This window comes from Streptomyces sp. NPDC001415, assembly GCF_053597395.1.
Map to the genome: position 1 here is coordinate 1 of NZ_JBSFIE010000031.1, position 18937 is coordinate 18937.

An 18937-nucleotide genomic window follows, 5' to 3' on the forward strand; every position below is an offset into this window, starting at 1 on the left:
CCCTAGTAGCTCCGCTACGAGGACCTTCCGGCGCCTTGCGATCGCACGCACCAGACGCCCCGGCCTGATCCGGACGGGGTTTAGACACAGGCTCTAAGCCGTCGTCGACATGCTGCCGGATTTCCGGGCTCACCTCTGGCTGGCCCACGCCTGCACGAGCTGGGCCACCCCGAAGGTGACCGCCAGCGAGAGGGGCACCGGCCACCAGCGGCGCTGGGCACCGCTCAGCTCTTGCTGGTTGTACGTGTCCAGGGCGGCCAGGCCGCGCAGTGCCCAGGCGGTGGCGAGGACGAGCGGCACAGCCAGCACCGCGTGTGCGGCCCAGGCTCCCATCAGCGTCGGCCCGCCCCAGGAGTGCTGGTAGTCGTGCGCGTCCACGAGGGGGTACAGAGCACCATTGAGGGCAGCCATTCCGGTGATGACCGCGATGAACCAGCCACCGGCTCCCAGAGCGGTGCCGCACAGACCACGCAGCGCGGTGCGCCACTGCCCACGGACCAGCCCCCTGACCAGGCGTCCCAGCGAGAACGGAAACAGTGTGATCCCGTGCCAGGCCGCAGCCCAGACTGGCTTCCCGCCGGCCCTGAACACCAGGCGGGCCGGCACGGGACGGGGACGGGTAGGGGCGGTGTGCTGCTGTGTGATGTTCATAGACCCAGGCTCACCGATCCACGGCGCCCAATCGATCGTGCCAGCACGAAACCGAAGGGTGGGGTAAACCGAACCCCCGTGTTCCAGCGCCCGGCCGGCTGACGGCCACTCACCTCCAGCACAGCGGCGCTCCGCGCCCCGGTGATTACCTTGCTACGGCCGGTCCCTCGCCCGCAGGTCGCCCAAACGCACCCCACCACCGCCACACGTCCTGAAGCGATCACTAGACCCGCACGTCAACGCCCTGCCCATCTAGTGATCACCAACGGATCTGTCACACGCCCGTGGCCAGCGAAGTCACCAACCGGGTACGTGGCCGCCGACGCGAGCTGCTGGACCGCACCTTGATCTGGAACCAGCGCCACCTGCTGCACGCGCTGCGGGAGTTCGAAGACTTCTACAACTCCCACCGGCCCCATCAGGGCATCGCCAACACCCGCCCGCTGCAACCGTTGCCGGTGCCGATCACCGATCCGGACGTCATAGACCGCCTCGACATACGACGACGCGATCGCCTCGGCGGCATCCTCCACGAGTACCAGAATACGGCCTGACCTGCACGGACGAGATTTCCGGCAAGGGCAACGTCGATGGGCGCATTCTCCACAGCGATCGCGGATCGCCCAGTACACGTCCAAGGCGTTCGCGGACGCCTGCGAAGCGGCCGGCGTGACCCAGAGCATGAGCGCCGTCGGCAGCTCCGCAGACAACGCCGCCGCGGAAAGCTGGAACGCATCCATGAAGAGGGAGACGCTCCAGAGCGCGAAGACCTGGCCCACCGCCCGCCAGGCGCGGCTCGCGGCCACCAGTCTCTTCACTCCGAGCCGCAGTCCTCGGCCATGGCCCGCTGGAGGCTCTTGGGCCGCATGTCGGTCCAGTTCGCCTCCACGTACTCAAGGCACTTCGGGCGGGTGTCATCGCCGAATACAATGCGCCAGCCGTCCGGCACCGAGGCGAACACCGGCCACAGTGAGTGCTGGTCCTCATCGTTGGCCAGGACGTGGAAGCGGCCGTTCTCGTCGTCGAACGGATTCGTGCTCATACGCGTATCCCCATCTCTTCTTCTGCAACTCGGCTGTCCAGGATGGAACTTGCTATCTCGCCGCTCCTGACGGCCAGGTTCGACAGGAGCGAGGACGACAGTCCGTGGGTGTGCTCGGTGCCACCCTGCAGATAGATCCCACACCGCAGTGCGTCGGTGGTGACCAGGCGGTAGTCCCGGGTGACCCGGTACCTGTCCTCGTCGTCCTGGAGGCAGTGGGCGCCGAGGTCGCCGAGGATCTCGGTGGGGTCCATCGGGTCGTAGCCGGTGGCGCACACCAGCACATCGACATCGAGGTCGTACGACTCCTCGCCCGCCAGCGAGTGCACCGTGACCCGGGTGTCGTTCGGGCCCTGCTTGACGTCGACGACCCTGGCCAGGTTGATGAAGTCCAGCCGTCCCTCGTTGCCGACCTCGTCGGCGTACGCGCGCTGGTAGAGGTCGCTGAGCACCTCGTTGTCGACCACCGAGTAGTTGGTGTTCTTGTGGTAGTGCCAGATCGCTTCCTTGGAGCGGTGCGAGCCCCGGTAGAACTCATCCGCCGCATCCGGGTCGAAGACCTGGTTCGCGAAGGGGGTGTTGTCGGCGATGGAGTAGCCGTACGAAGGCAGGATCGCGGAGACGCTGACGCCCGGCACGTTGTCGTGCAGATAGCGGACGATCTCCGCCGCGCTCTGGCCCGCGCCGACCACGGCCACCCGCCTCAGCCCGTCGGTGTCCCGCTCCTTCAGGCGGTGCAGGAACTCCGAGCTGTGCCACACGGATTCGCCGCGCTCGATCCCGGGGGGCATCCTGGGGACGAGTCCGGTCGAGATGACGACGTTGCGGGCGCCGACCAGGCGCGTGCCGCCGGTGCTTCGGGGATCGGTCACTTCGAGTCGCAGATGGTCCGCGGGACCCGAGGCGTGCGGCTCGGGCAGACGGACCGCGGTGACCTGCGCGTTGTACGTGACGCGGTGCGCCACCTTCGCCCCGGCCCATTCCAGGTAGGCGTGGAATTCCTGCCGGGACGGGAAAAAGTCCTGGTTGTTGACGAAGCGCGCCAGCCGTCCCATCTCATGGAGGTACGAGACGAAGCTGAATTCCGAGACGGGGTTGCGGAAGGTGGCGAGGTCCTTGAGGAAGGAGACCTGCATCTTGGCGCCGGACATCAGCATCCCGGGGTGCCAGCTGATCGACGGCCGCCGTTCGAAGAAGACGGTCTTCAGCGGCGTACGCTGCTCCTCCAGCGCGACGGCGAGCGACAGGTTCGAGGGTCCGAATCCGATCCCCACGACGTCGTACATTTCAGGTTCACGCGTTTCCACGGAATTTTCCCCTCGTTGATTCGCCGATGATCCGGCAGATCTCGGCGGCCGGTCCGGGCAGATACATGTCGCCGTGCGCGCTGTCGATGTCGTGTTCGTGCACCGTGCCCCGGATGTAGGGCCGCCACAGGCCGGCGAAGGTTCCTTCGGGCTTCGGCACCGCGTTGAAGAAGACGGCATCGCCACGGAAGACGGGCTGGTGGAACTCCGGCATGAGCATGGTGTGGTTGACGATGACGGACACCGCGTTCGTCAGGAACTCCTCGCCGTCCGCCGTGCCCGAGACGCCGGTGAGGTGCTCGGTGAAGTACTCCCGGATTTCTGTCGCCGTCGGCGGCGCCTGCTCCCGCAGATGGCTGCCGGGAGCGCTGTCGAGCAGGGCGAGCAGGGCCACTTCGTGTTTCTGCCGCTGGAGTTCCGCCGCTATCGCGTGGGCGAGGGTGCCGCCGATGGAGAGTCCCATGAGGTGGTACGGGCCCTGCGGCTGTACGGCGAGGATCTCCGCGGTGTAGTCGGCCACCATGTCGTCGATGGAGCCGGGCAGCGGGGTCTTCCCGTCGAAGCCCTTCGCCTGGATGCCGTAGACCGGGCGGTCCGCCGGGAGCAGTCCGGCGAAGCCCAGATAGGGCCAGCAGATGCCGCCGCCGGGGTGGATCCACCACAGGGGTTCCGTGCCGGGGCCGTCCGCTTCGACCACTCTGATGGGCAGGACCGGGGCGAACGCGTCGGCCGGCGGAGTCGTACCGCCGTCGTCTCCTTCGGATCCCCCGGATTCCAGGTGCCGGGCCAGTTCGGCGACGGTGGGCGACTGGAACACCGTACGCAGCGGCAGTTCGACGCCGAGCACGACGCGGATCCTGTTGATGAGCCGGGTGGCGAGGAGCGAGTGGCCGCCCAGGGTGAAGAAGCCGTCGTCGATGCCGATCCGGCCGATGCCCAGCACCTCGGCGAACAGGCCGCACAGGATCTCCTCCCGGGGTGTGCGGGCGGGGCGTCCGCTCGACGCTCCCGCGTAGTCCGGTGCCGGGAGCGCGCTGCGGTCCAGCTTGCCGTTGCGGGTGAAGGGCAGTTCGCCGATGACCGTGAGTGCCGAGGGCACCATGTACTGCGGCAGGCGGGCGCGCAGGTGGCGGCGCAGCTCCGCGGGGAGTGCGCCGTCCGGGGGTGTGGTGCCCGGCACGAGGTACGCGGCCAGGCGTCGGTCGCCGTCGCGGTCGTCCACGATCACCGCGGCCCGGGCGACGGCGGGGTGGGCCAGCAGGGCCGCCTCGACCTCGCCGAGCTCGACGCGGAAGCCGCGTATCTTCACCTGGCCGTCGGCCCGCCCCTGGAAGGCCAGTTGGCCGTCCTGGCCGGTCACCACCATGTCGCCCGTGCGGTACATGCGCTCGCCGGGCGGCCCGAACGGGCAGGGTACGAAGCGCTCCGCCGTCAGGCCGGGGCGGCCGACGTAGCCGCGGGCCACGCCCGGGCCCGCGATGTACAGCTCGCCGGCCGTGCCCCGCCGTACCGGGCGCAGCGCCTGGTCCAGGACGTAGAGGAGGGTGTCGGGGGTCGGGCGGCCGATGGGCGGCAGTCCGGTGTCCGGGGCAAGCGGGGTGCTCATGGTGACGCACGCCGTGGTCTCGGTCGGCCCGTAGACGTTGACCATGGAGCGGCCCGGCGCCCAGGCGGCCACCAGTTCGGGCGGGGTGACCTCGCCGCCGACCACCAGCGACTCCACCGTGGACAGCGCATCGGCAGGGACCAGGGCGAGCATCGCGGGCGGGATCATCGCGTGGGTCACCGCATGGGCGGCGATCGTATCGGCGAGAGGGGTGCCCGGGGCCAGGCGGGTCACGTCGGCGGTGACCACAGCCGCGCCGCAGAGCAGGGCCGTGAACAACTCGCAGAGCGATACGTCGAAGCTGGGCGATGCGAGTTGCAGCATCCGGCTCTCCGGCGTGACGCCGAGCCGCTCCACATGGCCCCTGGCCAGGGCGGCGATGCCGCGGTGGGTGACAGCGACGCCCTTGGGACGGCCGGTCGAGCCCGAGGTGTAGATGATGTACGCGGTGGAGTCGAGCACGGCCGCCGGTGCGGTAGCCGCGTCGCCGCCGGGGTCCGACTCGGGCTCGTCGATGCGGAGTTGGAGGACGGGGACGGGGGCGAGCCGGTCCGTCGTGGTCGCGTCCACCAGGGCCAGCCCCGCCCCGGAGTCCGCCGCCATGAAGGCGATCCGCTCGTCCGGGAGGGTCGGGTCGACGGGCAGGTACGCGCCGCCCGCCCGGGCCACCGCGAGCAGCGCCACCACCAGGTCGGGTGAGCGGCGCAGCGCGACCGCCACGACCGCCTCGGGGCCCACGCCGCGCCGGGTCAGCCGGGCCGCGAGGCGGTTCACCCGGGTATCGAGCTCGCGGTAGGTCAGCGTGGCCTCCTCGGAGACGACCGCGGGCGCGTCCGGGGTCGCAGCCGCCTGTGCGGCGAACAGTTCGGCAACCGTCCCCTGGGGTGTCCGTATCTCGGTGGGCGGGGTGTCGTTGAGGTCGGCCAGCAGCCGCTCCCGCCCGGCCGGGGCGAGTCCGTCGACCGCGCCGACCGGGGTACCGGGATCGGCCGCCACCTGGTGCAGGACCCGGGCGAACCGGTCCGCGATGTCCTCGGCCGTCCCCGCATCGAACCGGTCGCGCTGGTACTGCAGGACCACCCGGAGGCTGGGTTCGGCGGTGGCCGCCACGCCCAGCGGGTAGTGGGTGCCGTTCGCGGAGGTCGCGGCGGTGATCTCGATGCCCGCCGACTTGTTCGCCTCGCCGATGCCCGCGCGGTCGACGGGGAACGACTCGAAGACCGTGACGGTATCGAAGAGCACCGGCAGCCCTGTGGCCCGGTGGATGTCGGCGAGCCCGGTGTGGTGGTGGTCGAGCAGCGCGCCCTGCCGGTCCTGGAGGCCGGTCAGCAGGGTGCCGATGCTGTCCCACGGCGACATGGCGACCCGTACGGGAAGAGTGTTGATGAAGAGGCCCACCATGGAGTCCACGCCCGGCACTTCGGCGGGGCGACCCGACACCGTGGCCCCGAACACCACATCCTGACGGCCCATCAACCCGGCCAGTACGAGCGCCCAGGCGCCCTGCACCACCGTGTTGAGCGTGACGCCCAGTTCGGCGGCCCGCCGGGAGATCTCGGCGGCGACGCCGGCCGGGATCGGGACCTCCAGCTGCCCGGTGTCGCCGGGGTCCGCGTCACAAGCGGCAGGGGCGGCGGGGGCGAGCAGGGTGGGCTCGTCGATCCCGTCGAGTTCGGCGGCCCAGGCCGCGACGGAGCGCTTCCGGTCCCGTGCGGACAGCCAGCGCAGGAAGTCGCGGTACGCGGCGGGCGCGGGCAGGGCCGATGCGTCGCCGCCCGTCCCGTACAGCCGCAGCAGGTCCTCCGTGAGCAGGGGCAGCGACCAGCCGTCGAAGAGGACGTGGTGGGCGGTGAAGACGAGCTCGGAGCGGCCTGGGGCGAGCGTCACCAGGGACATGCGCAGCAGGGGCGGTGCCGCCGGGTCGAAGTGTGCGTCCTGGTCGTCGGCGAGGAGCCGCTTGAACTCCCTTTCCCGCTCAGAGGCTTCGAGCCCGCTCAGGTCGGTCTGCTGCCACGGCAGGGTTACGTCGTCGAGGACCAGCTGCACCCGGTCGCCGGACGTGTCACTGACGAAGGCGGTGCGGAGGGTGGGGTGCCGGTCGATGAGCGCCTGTCCTGCGGCCCGCATCCGTGCCGGGTCCACGTCGCCGGACAGGTGGTAGACCATCTGGACGTGGTAGGCGTCGAACGCTGTGCCGGCGAGCAGGGCGTGGAAGAGGAGCCCCGATTGGAGAGCCGTGAGCGGCCAGATGTCGGTGAGGGATGGATAGCGGTTCTCCCACGCCTCGATCTCGCTCTGACGGACCGTCACCAGGGGGACGTCGGAGGGGGTGAGGCCCCCCGCGTCGGGCTGCTTGGTGTGTGCGGCCAGCGCTTCCAGCGCGGCACACCACAGGTCCGCCAACTCCCTTACCTCATCGGCCGACAGCACCCCCGTGGGGAAGTCGAACCTGGCCCGCAGCTCCGGGCCCCGCTCGGCGTCGGTGACGTAGGCGTTCACGTCCAGGGCCGCGAGTGCGGGGAGGCCGGGGTCGAAGTCCGCCACGATTCCGGCGGTGTCGGGGGCTTCGGTCCAGCCGAGGCCGCGGAGGTCTTCGGGCATGTCGGTGGAGGAGAAACGGCCCAGGTAGTTGAAGGCGATCTGCCCGGTGGAGTACGGGGCCAGCTGCCGGCCCGTCTCGTCGTTGAGGCAACGCAGCAGGCCGTAACCGATACCCTTGTCGGGAATGGCGAGCAGCTGCTCCTTCACCGCCTTGACGGCCGCACCCGCTGCCGGGCCGCCCGCGAACGCCTCGTCCAGATCCACACCTTCGATGTCGAGACGCGCCGGGAACATGCTCGTGAACCAGCCCACCGTGCGCGACAAGTCCGCCCCCGGGACCACACCCTCCTCACGGCCGTGCCCTTCCAGGCGCACCAGCAGCGAGGACTCCCCCACGCCCCGGCCCCGGCGCCACCTGGCCACTGCCAACGCCAGACCCGCCAGCAGACCATCCGCCGCACCACTACGGAACACCGCCGGCAACCCCGTCAGCAACACCTCCGTCACCGCAGGTGAGACCCGAGTTTCGATGCTGTCGACCGTCGACTGGACGTCTACGGCGGGGTCCAGTTCCCTCGCCCCGATGAGAGGCTCGCCTCCTTCAACTATCGAGCGCCACAAGGGGAGTTCTGCGGTACGGGACTCACTGGACGCCTCCTCGCGCAGGGCGTGCGCCCAGCGGCGTACCGACGTCGCCACACCCGGCAGCTCCGGCCGCGCTCCGGACTTGATCCGGCGCCATGCCTCCGCCAGATCCGGCAGCAGCACCCGCCACGACACCCCGTCCACCACCAGATGATGCAGCACCACCAGCAGCCGACCCGCATCCACGAACCACACGAACTGCGCCATCACACCCGCCACCGGATCCAGCCGACCCGTCGCAGCATCCAACTCCACCCGCAGATCAGCATCTTCGCCCGCACAAAAGACCAGGGACGCCACATCCGCAGGACCCCCGACCTCCATCCCCCCGGGCACCAGCCGCGAACGCAGCACATCATGACGGTCCAGAACCGCCCCCAGCGTCGCATGCAGGCCCGGCTCGTCTATGCCCTCGGGCAGGTCGACGACCGTGGTCATCGCGAACCGGTCGGAGCCTGCGCCCAGTTCCAGGAGGTACTTGGCCATCGGGAGCAGCGGCATCCAGCCCTCGCCGCCGCCCGCGAGCTCCGTGAGCGTGTCGGTGTCCCCGGCCGTTCCGGCCACCGCTGCGGCCAGTCCGGCGACGGTACGGTGCTCGAAGATGTGGCGCGGGGTGATCTCCACGCCCTGCGCTCTCGCCCGGGACACCACCTGGATCGAGCGGATGCTGTCGCCGCCGATGAGGAAGTAGTCGTCGTCGATGCCGACTTGGTCCACGCCGAGCACCTCGGCGTACACCCCTGCCAGGGTTGTCTCCACGGCGGTCCGTGGTGCCCGGTAGGTGCCGCCGGTGAGGACCGGTTCTGGCAGGGCCGCGCGGTCCGGTTCGCCGTCCGGGGTCAGGGGCATCCTGTCGAGCACCATGAAGTCGGAGGGGACCGCGTGCTCGGGCAGGTGCTCGCAGGCGTAGGCGCGCAGCTCCGTGGAGGAGAGGCCGGCGGTGAAGTCCATGCTGGCTTCGGCGCCCGCCGTCTTCGCGGGAACGACGTAGCCGATCAGCCTGCGGCCGGTGCCGCGGCCCGTGTGCGGGGCCGCCGCCGCCTGGGCGACGCCGGGGTGCGCGGCGAGCACGGCCTCGACCTGGGTCAGGTCGACCTCGGTGCCCCGGATGGTGGTGGTCCGTGTCTCGTCGCGGACGGCGGCGGCCGCGCCTAGCGGGGTGTCCGGGCGGGCGACGAGGCTCCGCAGCGTACGGACGAATCCGGCGGCGATGCCGTCGGCGGTGGACCGGTCGAAGAGGTCGGTGGCGTATTCGAGGCTGCCGAGCACGCCCTGGCCCGGGACGTCGGCCATGGTGAGGAACAGGTCGAACTTCGCGGTGTCCGTGGCGATGGTCTTCAAGTCGGCTCGCAGGCCGGTCAGTTCGAAGTCTCCCGGCGCGATGGTCTGCCAGCCGAACATCACCTGGAACAGCGGGTGGTGGGCGGTGGAGCGGTCAGGGTTGAGGAGTTCCACCAGGTGCTCGAAGGGGGCGTGCTGGTTGTCGTACGCGGCCAGCGCCTTGTCCCGGACCTGGTCGAGGACCCCGGCGAAGGTGAGCTCTTCGGGGATGCGGACGCGCAGCACCCAGGTGTTGACGAAGAAGCCGACCAGGTCGGCCAGGGCGGCGTCGGTGCGGCCCGCGATCGGGGAGCCGATGGTGATGTCGTCGCCGCTGCCGAGCCGGCGCAGCTGCACCGCGAGCGCCGACTGGAGCACCATGGGGACGGTTGCGCGGTGTGCGGTGGCCAGTTCCTCGACGGCCGCCGCGAGTCCCGCGTCGAGGGTGAAGTCGACGAGGCCGCCCCGGTGGCTGGCGGCCGGCGGCCTGGGGCGGTCGGTGGGCAGCGGCAACGGCTGGCGCGCTCCGGCCAGTTCGTCGCGCCAGTAGGCGGACTGGGTCGCGAGGACGCTGCCCGGGTCGTTCTCGTCGCCCAGGAGTTCCCGCTGCCAGAGGGTGTAGTCGGCGTACTGGACGGGGAGCCCGGGCCAGTCGGGTGCCGTGCCGCGCCTGCGGGCGTCGTAGGCGGTGGCCAGGTCCCGGGTGAGAGGGGCGAGCGATTCGCCGTCTCCCGCGATGTGGTGGATGACCAGGAGGAGGACGTGGTCTTCCGGGGCCTGCCTGAACACCCGGACGTGGAGGGGGAGTTCGTTGGCCAGGTCGAAGGCTCGGGTCACTTCGGCAGCGACGGCCTCATCGGCTGCGTCCATGTCGGTGACGGGGATGTCGATGGACACTTCGTCGGGGGTCAGGATGTGCTGGTACGGGACTCCGTCGTCCTCGCCGACGAGGGTCCGCAGAGTTTCGTGGCGTGCCACTACGTCGTGTACGGCGGCCTGTAGTGCGGGGATGTCCAGTGCGCCTTCGAGGTGCAGCACCACGGGCAGGTTGTAGGTGGCGGACGGTCCTTCGAAGCGGTCGGCGAACCAGAGCCTGCGCTGGGCGAAAGAGAGGGGGATCCGGTCGGGGCGATGCGCTACGGGGCGGAGTTCGGGCTGGCCCCCGGCGCCTGCCGGGCTCGTGGGTTCCGCCGGTATGCGGGCGGCCAGGTCGGCGACCGTGGGCGAGTCGAAGACCGTACGGATCGGGACGTCGGCGCCGAGTGCGGTACGGATCCGGCTGATCAGCCGGGTGGCGAGCAGGGAGTGGCCGCCCAGGGCGAAGAAGTCGTCGTCGACGCCGACCCGGTCCACGCCCAGCACCTCGGCGAACAGGGTGCAGAGGGTCTCCTCGCGGGCGTCGTGCGGCGCGCGGTAGGCGGCGGCGCCCGCGAACTCGGGGGCGGGCAGCGCGGCACGGTCCAGTTTGCCGTTGGCGGTCACCGGGAGGGCGTCGAGGACGACGAGGGCCGACGGCACCATGTACTCCGGCAGCCGGTCTCCGGTGCGGTCGCGGATGTCGGCGGTGAGCTGATCCGGGTTGTACCAGGCGCTGGGCTCGGCCGTCGGCGGCACGGGAGGGTCGTCGCCGGTGGGCGGGCGCACGGCGTACAGGGAGTACATGCCGGTCAGGGACAGCTCGTGGGAGCTCTCGACCGTGGTGCGGAACCCCTTGTCGCGCAGGAGCGCCACGACGGTGTCCAGGCGGCCGTCGATGTCGTGGACCTCGGCCACGATCTGCCGGACGAGCGGCCAGTGTTCGGGCTCGATGCCGAGCAGGACGTCGAGTTCGCCCTTCTCCGCGTCGATCTTCAGGAGGTCGATGGCGGAGATGCCGTTCTCCCGGATCATCTGGGAGAGGGTGCGCAGTTCGACGTTGACGGGAACGCTGCGCAGCCGGTCGGTGAGCAGTTCGTCCAGCATCTCGCTGTCGGTGGTGCCGCGGTCGTTCTCGATGACCCGTTCCAGCATGCGGCGCTCTTCGTCCTCGTCGGCGAAGCGCCCGGAGAGCAGGGACATCTCAGGGTAGTACGTGAAGACGGCGCTGCCGGGCTCGCGGCCCAGGGCGCAGTTGGTGATCCGGACGTCGATGCCGTGCAGCGCGGCGTTGAGCCGGAACATCCCGGCCAGTTCGGGCATCGGCTCGAAGGCGTGGATCCTGGCGTCGGGGCGCAGGGTCTTCACGTACAGGGAGAACAGGCCGACGTGGCCGCCGACGTCGACGACGGTCGCGTCTTCGGGGAGAGTCACGCCGCCCCTGAGGTACTCGTTCCTGGTGAAGATCTCGTCGTAGAGGAAGAGGGTGTTCGACCGGTTGCGGGCGGAGATCAGCATGCCGTTGGGCAGTTCGTGGAGGTCGACCCCGTCCAGTCGGCCCTCGCTCCTGAGCCGGGCGATCCGGGCCACGTCGGGGGCTTCGGCGGGTGCCGGGACGACGTATCCGACGAGCTGCGGTCCGCCCTCGGTGTCGCGGGCGACGACCGCGGCGTGCTCGACTCCGGGGTGGGCGGTCAACGCGGCCTCGATCTCGCCGAGTTCGATGCGGAAGCCCCGTACCTTCACCTGGTCGTCGGTCCTGCCCAGATACTCCAGCCGGCCCTGCCGGTCCCAGCGGACCCGGTCCCCGGCACGGTACATGCGGCTGCCCGGCGCGTCGGAGGGGCCGGCGAAGGGGTTGGCGACGAACCTCTCCGAGGTCAGTGCGGAACGGTGGAGGTAGCCGCGAGCCAGCTGGTCCCCGGCGATGTACAGCTCGCCCGGCACGCCCGGCGGGACGGGGTTGAGGTGTCCGTCCAGGACGTAGAGGCGGGTGTTCCACACGGGGCTGCCGATGGTGACCGTGCCGGCGCCCGCCCCGGTGCGGGTGGCGGTGACGTCGACGGCGGTCTCGGTGGGGCCGTAGAGGTTGTCCAGCGGGGCGTCGAGGACGGTGTAGTACTGGTCGCGCAGGTGCGGCGGGAGCGCCTCGCCGCTGCAGACGACCTGGCGCAGACTCGTGCAGCCGCGCGCGGCGGGTTCCTGGAGGAACGCCTGCAGCATCGACGGTACGAAGTGGGTGATCGTGACCCGGGACTCCTGGATCAGCCGGGCCAGGTAGGCAGGGTCGCGGTGGCCTTCGGGCTTGGCCACGACGAGCGCGGAGCCGGCGATCAGGGGCAGGAAGAGCTCCCAGACCGATACGTCGAAGCCCAGCGGGGTCTTCTGCAGGATGCGGTCGTCCCCGTCCACCCGGTAGGCGTCGCGCATCCAGAGCAGCCGGTTGACGATCGCCGCGTGCTCGACGACGACGCCCTTGGGGCGGCCGGTCGAGCCCGAGGTGTAGATGACGTACGCGGGGTGTGCGGGGGTCAGGGGGTGTACGCGGTCGGCATCGGTGAGATCTGTGAGGTCGGTGAGTTCCGTGCTGTCGGGGTCGGGGTCCGATCCGTCCTGGGGGAGGTGCAGGGCCGGGTCGTCGACGGCGATCTGCCGGGTGCCTTCCGGTGCGGGGGCGGCCGCTGTGGTGAGGGTGAGGAGGGGGCGCGCGTCCTCGTACAGGAAAGCGATGCGCTCGGCGGGGTGGCCCGGGTCGACGGGGAGGTAGGCGGCGCCCGCCTTGAGGATCGCCAGCAGGGCGACGATCAGGTCGGCGGAGCGCGGGAGTTGGACGGCGACCACGCTCTCTGGGCCCGCGCCCTGGGCGGCCAGGTGCCGGGCCAGCCGGTTGGCACGCCGGTTGAGCTGTGTGTACGTCAGGGTGGTGCCATCGAAGTCCACGGCGACGGCGTCGGGGGTGCGCGCGGCCTGCGCCTCGACGGCTGCGGTGAGGGTGACGGCGGGGACGGGCCTGGTGGTGTCGTTCCACCGTTCGACGACCTGCTCCCGCTCGGCGGGGGCGAGTGTCCCGATCTGCCGGACCGGGCGGTGCGGGTCGTCCGCCAACTGGGTGAGGACCCGGGCGAACCGGTCGGCTATCACGGTCGCCGCTTCGTGGTCGATCACCGCGTGCTGGTGCTGGAGGGCGATCCGCAGATGGGGGTCGGCGTCGGCGGTGACGGCGAGGGGGTAGTGGCTGCCGCTGAACGGGGTGAGGCCGGTGATCGTCACTCCGGCCGCGCTGTTGGCCTCGCTGATGCCGACGCGGTCGACGGGGAACGACTCGAAGACCACGACGGTGTCGAAGAGTGTGGTGAGCCCGGCGGCCCGCTGGATGTCGGCGAGCCCGTAGTGGTGGTGGTCGAGGAGGGCGGCCTGCCGGTTCTGGAGGGAGGTGAGCAGCTCGGCTGCGGTGTCCCCGGGGGCGTAACCGACCCGTACGGGAAGGGTGTTGATGAAGAGGCCCACCATGGAGTCGACGCCGTCGACCACGGCGGGGCGGCCCGAGACCGTCGCGCCGAAGACCACGTCCTGGCGGCCGGTGAGCTGTCCGAGCAGCAGGGCCCAGCCGCCCTGGACGAGGGTGCTGAGGGTGACGCCCAGTTCGGCGGCCCGCCGGGAGAGCGCGGTGGCGAGCTCGGTGGGGATCGGGACGTCGACGGAGCCGATGTCGGCGGTGGCCGTCTCGGATGCGGCGCCGGGGACGAGGAGGGTGGGCTCGTCGACTCCGGCGAGTTCGGCGGCCCAGGCGCGGGCGGCGGCCTGCCGGTCCTGGCGGGAGAGCCAGCGCAGGAAGTCCCGGTAGCCGCGGGTACGGGGCAGGGCCGATGCCTCGCCGCCCGTCCCGTACAGCCTCAGCAGGTCCTGCATGAGCAGCGGTACGGACCAGCCGTCGAAGAGGACGTGGTGGGCGGTGAAGACGAGCTCGGAGCGGCCCGGGGCGAGGGTCACCAGGGACATGCGCAGCAGGGGTGGTGCCGCCGGGTCGAAGTGGGTCTCGCGGTCGGCGGTCAGCAGCCGGTTCAGCTCTTCGGTGCCTTGACCGGTCAAGTCGTGTTGTTTCCAGGGGAGTTCGATGTCGTCGAGGACGATCTGGAGGTGGTCGCCCTCGGCGTTCGTCACGAAGGCGGTGCGGAGGGTGGGGTGCCGGTCGATGAGCGCCTGGCCTGCGGCGCGCATCCTCGCCGGGTCCACGTCGCCGGACAGATGGTAGACGAACTGGACGTGGTAGGCGTCGAACGCCGTGCCGGCGAGCAGGGCGTGGAACAGCAGGCCTGACTGGAGGGCGGTGAGCGGCCAGATGTCGGTGAGGGAGGGGTAGCGCTGCTCCCACGCCTCGATCTCGCTCTGACGGACCGTCACCAAGGGGACGTCGGAGGGGGTGAGGCCACCCGCGTCCGGCTGCTGGGTGTGTGCGGCGAGCGCTTCCAGGGCGGCGCACCACAGGTCCGCCAACTCCCTTACCTCATCGGCCGACAGCACTCCCGTGGGGAACCCGAATCGGGCCTGGAGGCGCGCACCGCCCTCGCCCTCGGTGACGAGCGCGTTCACATCGAGGACGGAGAGGGCGGGCATGTCGGCGTCGGGGGTCGCTACGACGGTGGCCGTGCCGGGGGCCTGGGTCCAGCCGAGGCCGCGGAGGTCTTCGGGCATGTCGGTGGAGGAGAAACGGCCCAGGTAGTTGAAGGCGATCTGTCCGGTGGAGTACGGGGCCAGCTGCCGGCCCGTCTCGTCGTTGAGGTAACGCAGCAGGCCGTAACCGATACCCTTGTCGGGAATGGCGAGCAGCTGCTCCTTCACCGCCTTGACGGCCGCACCTGCTGCCGGGCCGCCCGCGAACGCCTCGTCCAGATCCACACCTTCGATGTCGAGACGCGCCGGGAACATGCTCGTGAACCAGCCCACCGTGCGCGACAAGTCCGCCCCCGGGACCACACCCTCCTCACGGCCGTGCCCTTCCAGGCGCACCAGCAGCGAGGACTCCCCCGCGCCCCGATCTCGGCGCCACTTGGCCACCGCCAGCGCCAGGCCCGCCAGCAGACCGTCCGCCGCACCACTGCGGAACACCCCCGGCAACCCCGTCAGCAACACCTCCGTCACTGCGGGCGGCACTTCGGCCCATACGTAGTCGAGGGTGGCCGTCACGTCGACGGCAGGGTCGAGTGGCCTGCTGCCGAGGTCCGGGTCCGGGTGCTCAACTATCGAGCGCCACAAGGGGAGTTCTGCGGTACGGGACTCACTGGACGCCTCATCGCGCAGGGCGTGCGCCCAGCGGCGTACCGACGTCGCCACACCCGGCAGCTCCGGCCCCGCTCCGGACTTGATCCGCCGCCATGCCTCCGCCAGATCCGGCAGCAGCACCCGCCACGACACCCCGTCCACCACCAGATGATGCAGCACCACCAGCAGCCGACCCGCATCCACGAACCACACGAACTGCGCCATCACACCCGCCACCGGATCCAGCCGACCCGTCGCAGCATCCAACTCCACCCGCAGATCAGCGCCTTCGCCCACGCGGACGATCAGGGGCGCCACCTCCACCGGGCCCCCGACCTCCATGCCGTCACCCACCAGCCGCGACCGCAGCACATCATGACGATCCAGGACCGCCCGCAGCGTCGCATGCAAGCCCTCCTCGCCTATGCCTTCGGGCAGGTCCAGGACCATCGACATGGAGAACCTGTCGGAGCCGCCGCCCAGTTCGGCGAGGTATTCGGCGACCGGCAGCAGTGGCATCCAGCCCTCGCCGCCGCCCGCCAGCTCCGCCAGGCGTACGCTCCCCTCGGTCATGCTGCCGGCGACCGTGGCGAGTTCGGCGACGGTGCGGCGTTCGAAGATCTGGCGCGGGGTGATCTCCACGCCCTGCGCCCTCGCCCGCGACACCACCTGGATCGAGCGGATGCTGTCGCCGCCGACCGTGAAGAAGTCGTCGTCGATACCGACCCGGTCCACGCCCAGGACTTCGGCGTACACCCCGGCCAGGACCTTCTCCGGTACGGAGTCCGGTGCGCGGTAGGTGCCGCCCTTGAACTCGGGGGCGGGGAGTGCGGCCCGGTCCAGTTTGCCGTTGGGGGCCAGGGGCAGCCGGTCGAGCATGACGAAGGCGGAGGGGACCATGAACTCGGGGAGGCGGCCCGCGACGAAGGTGCGCAGTTCGGGGACCGATACGCCTGCGGTCAGGTCGACGTCGATGTGCCCGATGCTCTCGACGGTGCCGAGGCTGCCCACGCTCAACGGGACTATGTAGCCGACGAGTTGGGTGCCGCCTGGCCGGACGTGCGTGGTGACGACGGCCTGGGCGACGCCGGGGTGCGCGGTGAGCGCCGCCTCGACCTCGCCGGGTTCGATGCGGAAGCCGCGCACCTTCATCTGGGCGTCGTCGCGCCCGGCGAATTCGAGGTGCCCTTCGGTGTTCCAGCGGGCGAGGTCGCCCGTGCGGTACATCCGGGATCCGGCGGGGCCGTACGGGTCGGCGACGAACCGGTCGGCGGTGAGCGCGGGGCGGCCGTGGTAGCCGCGTCCGACTGCGCCCGCGACGTACAGCTCACCGACGACGCCGGGCGGGACGGGCAGGAGGCCGGGGCCGAGCACGTAGGCGCGCATGTTGCCGAGCGGTGCTCCGATGGGGGCGCTGCCGGGTGCGTCCTGGGCGGTCGGGGGTGCAACGAGGGCTGTGGCGTAGAAGCTCTCGCTCTGGCCGTAGGCGTTGACGACGCGGACGCCTTCGAAGGCTTCCTGGACGCGGTGGACGAGGGAGGCGAGGAGGGCTTCTCCGGCGAAGACGACGGTGTCGACCGTGGTGGTGGCGGCGATGTCGTCGATGATCTCGGCGAAGACCGAGGGCACGGTGGAGATGACGCTGCCCGACCAGGAGGGCCGTTCACCGAGGGCCAGTACGTCGCGGACGATCTCCACGGTGCCGCCGGTGCCGAGCGTGGTGATGATCTCGAAGACGGACACGTCGAAGTTGACCGAGGTGCCGGCCAGCATGCGGGAGCAGGGGCCGATGCCGACGACGGAGGCGAGGCGGGTGATGCCGTTGACGATGCCTCTGTGGGTGATGGCGACGCCCTTGGGGGTGCCGGTCGAGCCCGATGTGTACATCACGTAGGCGATGTTGTCGGGGTGGGGCGGCGACTGCGGAGTGATTCCTTCCGCTTCGGTCGGGGGCAGGGTGTCCAGGTGCAGGCGGGGGGTGCCGTCGTCCGGGAGGCTGTCCGCCGTGGCCGTGTCCGTGAGGAGCAGTTGGGGGTGGGTCTCGGAGAGGATGAAGTCCAGCCGCTTGCTGGGGTACCTGGGGTCGATCGGCAGATAGGCGGCGCCCGACATCAGGACGGCGAGCAGCGCGACGACCAGGTCGGCGGAGCGCGGCAGTGCCAGGCCGACGACGGACTCGGGGCCGGCGCCGTACCGGTTGAGTTCGCGGGCCAGGCGGGCGGCACGCGTGTGCAACTCCCGGTAGGTCAGCTCCTGTTCATCGTGGACGACCGCCACGGCGTCGGGCGTCCGGGCGGCCTGACGGCGGATCAGCTCGGGGACGGTCACCTCGGGTGTGGCGGCCGCCGTGTCGTTGAACCCGGCCAGCAGCGCGTGCTCGGCGGGGGCCAGTACGTCCACCGCGCCGACCCTGGTGCCGGGGGCCGCGGTGAGGGCGTGCAGGACGCGGAGGAAGCGGTCGCCGATGCCGGCCGCCGTGGACCGGTCGAAGAGGTCGGTGGCGTATTCGAGGTTGCAGGTCATGCCCTCGCCGGGAGCGCCCGCCGCGAAGTTGAACTCCAGGTCGAACTTGGCGGTGGGGGTGGCGACCGCCGTCAGCTCGGCGGTCAGGCCGGGTGGCAGCGGGAGGTCGACCCGGGTGTGGTTCTGCCAGGTGAACATGGTCTGGAAGAGCGGGTGGTACGCGGTGGAGCGCTCCGGGTTCAGCGCTTCGACGAGCCGCTCGAAGGGCACGTCCTGGTGGTCGTAGGCGCGCAGGGCCGTGTCGCGCACCCGGTCGAGGAGCCCGCCGAGCGTCGGGTTGCCCGAGAGGTCGGCGCGCAGCACCCAGGTGTTGACGAAGAAGCCCACCAGGTCGGTGAGCGCCTCGTCGGCGCGCCCGGCCGCTGTGGAGCCGATCGTGAGGTCGTCGCCCGCGCCGAGGTGGTGGAGCGTCGCGGCCAGGGCCGTCTGCATGACCATCGCCGTCGTCAGGCCCCGGGTCCGCGCCAGCTCTTCGGCGGCCGTGACGAGGTCGGCTCCGATGGCGAACTCGACCATGTCGCCTCGGTGGCTTGCGGCCGGGGGGCGGGGGCGGTCGGTGGGCAGCCGCAGCTGCTGGGGGGCGCCTGCGAGCTGTTGGCGCCAGTACGCGAGTTGGGTGGCGAGCACGCTGTCGGGGTCGTTCTCGTCGCCGAGGAGTTCCCGCTGCCAGAGCGTGTAGTCGCCGTACTGGACGGGGAGTTCGGGCCACCGGGGCGGCTCGGAGCGCAGTCGGGCGGTGTACGCGGCGGCCAGGTCGCGGGCGAGCGGCGCCATCGACTCGCCATCGGCCGCGGCATGGTGCACGACCAGCAGGAGGAGGTGCTCCTCGGGGCCTCGGCGCAGCACACTGGCCCGTACCGGAATCTCGGTGGCGAGGTCGAAGCGGTGGGCGACGGCCTGGCCCAGCGCGTCGGCCTCGCCCTCGGGGGTGATGTCGGTGACCGGCACCGGCAGGTCGAGGCCGTCGGCCGGGACGACGTGCTGGGCGGGCAGTCCCTCGTCGTCCTCGACGAACACGGTCCGCAGGCTCTCGTGACGGGTGACCACGTCGCGTACGGCCAGGGCCAGTGCGGTGGTGTCGAGGGTGCCGGTGAGGCGGAGCACGAAGGGGAGGTTGTAGGTGGCCGACGGCCCCTCGAACCGGTCGATGAACCACAGCCGCCGCTGCGCGAAGGACAGGGGGATCAC

The 18937-nt window shown here is 70.9% G+C and carries 5 protein-coding genes and 1 pseudogene; 2 read left to right on the forward strand and 4 right to left on the reverse strand.

Translation table 11 applies throughout. The features are described 5' to 3' along the window. Window positions 1-129: 129 nt before the first annotated feature. The gene (locus ACWC2B_RS30065; protein WP_450722067.1) at window positions 130-651 is read right to left on the reverse strand and encodes a hypothetical protein; all 522 of its coding nucleotides are present in this window, start codon (window positions 649-651) and stop codon (window positions 130-132) included. A 284-nt stretch (window positions 652-935) separates the two neighbouring features. Here ACWC2B_RS30065 and ACWC2B_RS30070 point away from each other — a divergent pair, with 284 nt between their 5' ends. Both ACWC2B_RS30070 and ACWC2B_RS30075 read left to right on the forward strand, forming a co-directional pair. Further along, window positions 936-1205, forward strand: a complete 270-nt coding sequence (locus tag ACWC2B_RS30070) for an integrase core domain-containing protein (protein WP_450722069.1) — start codon at window positions 936-938, stop codon at window positions 1203-1205. Window positions 1206-1228: 23 nt separating this feature from the next. Further along, window positions 1229-1428 (forward strand): annotated as a pseudogene (locus ACWC2B_RS30075) (DDE-type integrase/transposase/recombinase); the annotation flags it as partial. Between the two features lie 37 nt (window positions 1429-1465). Here the strand turns inward: ACWC2B_RS30075 and ACWC2B_RS30080 are convergent. The 3 genes from ACWC2B_RS30080 to ACWC2B_RS30090 are packed head-to-tail and all read right to left on the reverse strand — an operon-like array spanning window position 1466 to window position 18937. Continuing rightward, window positions 1466-1693: an MbtH family protein gene (locus tag ACWC2B_RS30080; protein ID WP_450722071.1), complete on the reverse strand. Its 228-nt coding sequence runs from the start codon at window positions 1691-1693 to the stop codon at window positions 1466-1468. Continuing rightward, complete coding sequence (locus ACWC2B_RS30085) at window positions 1690-3000, reverse strand: lysine N(6)-hydroxylase/L-ornithine N(5)-oxygenase family protein (protein WP_450722073.1); 1311 nt, start codon at window positions 2998-3000, stop codon at window positions 1690-1692. The genes ACWC2B_RS30080 and ACWC2B_RS30085 overlap by 4 nt, the downstream gene beginning before the upstream one ends. Continuing rightward, complete coding sequence (locus ACWC2B_RS30090; RefSeq protein ID WP_450722075.1) at window positions 2987-18937, reverse strand: amino acid adenylation domain-containing protein; 15951 nt, start codon at window positions 18935-18937, stop codon at window positions 2987-2989. The genes ACWC2B_RS30085 and ACWC2B_RS30090 overlap by 14 nt, the downstream gene beginning before the upstream one ends.

Bases quoted from the DNA above. Each gene is read 5' to 3' on its own strand.
- ACWC2B_RS30065 (WP_450722067.1), bottom strand. From the start codon at position 651: ATGAACATCACACAGCAGCACACCGCCCCTACCCGTCCCCGTCCCGTG.
- ACWC2B_RS30080 (WP_450722071.1), bottom strand. From the start codon at position 1,693: ATGAGCACGAATCCGTTCGACGACGAGAACGGCCGCTTCCACGTCCTG.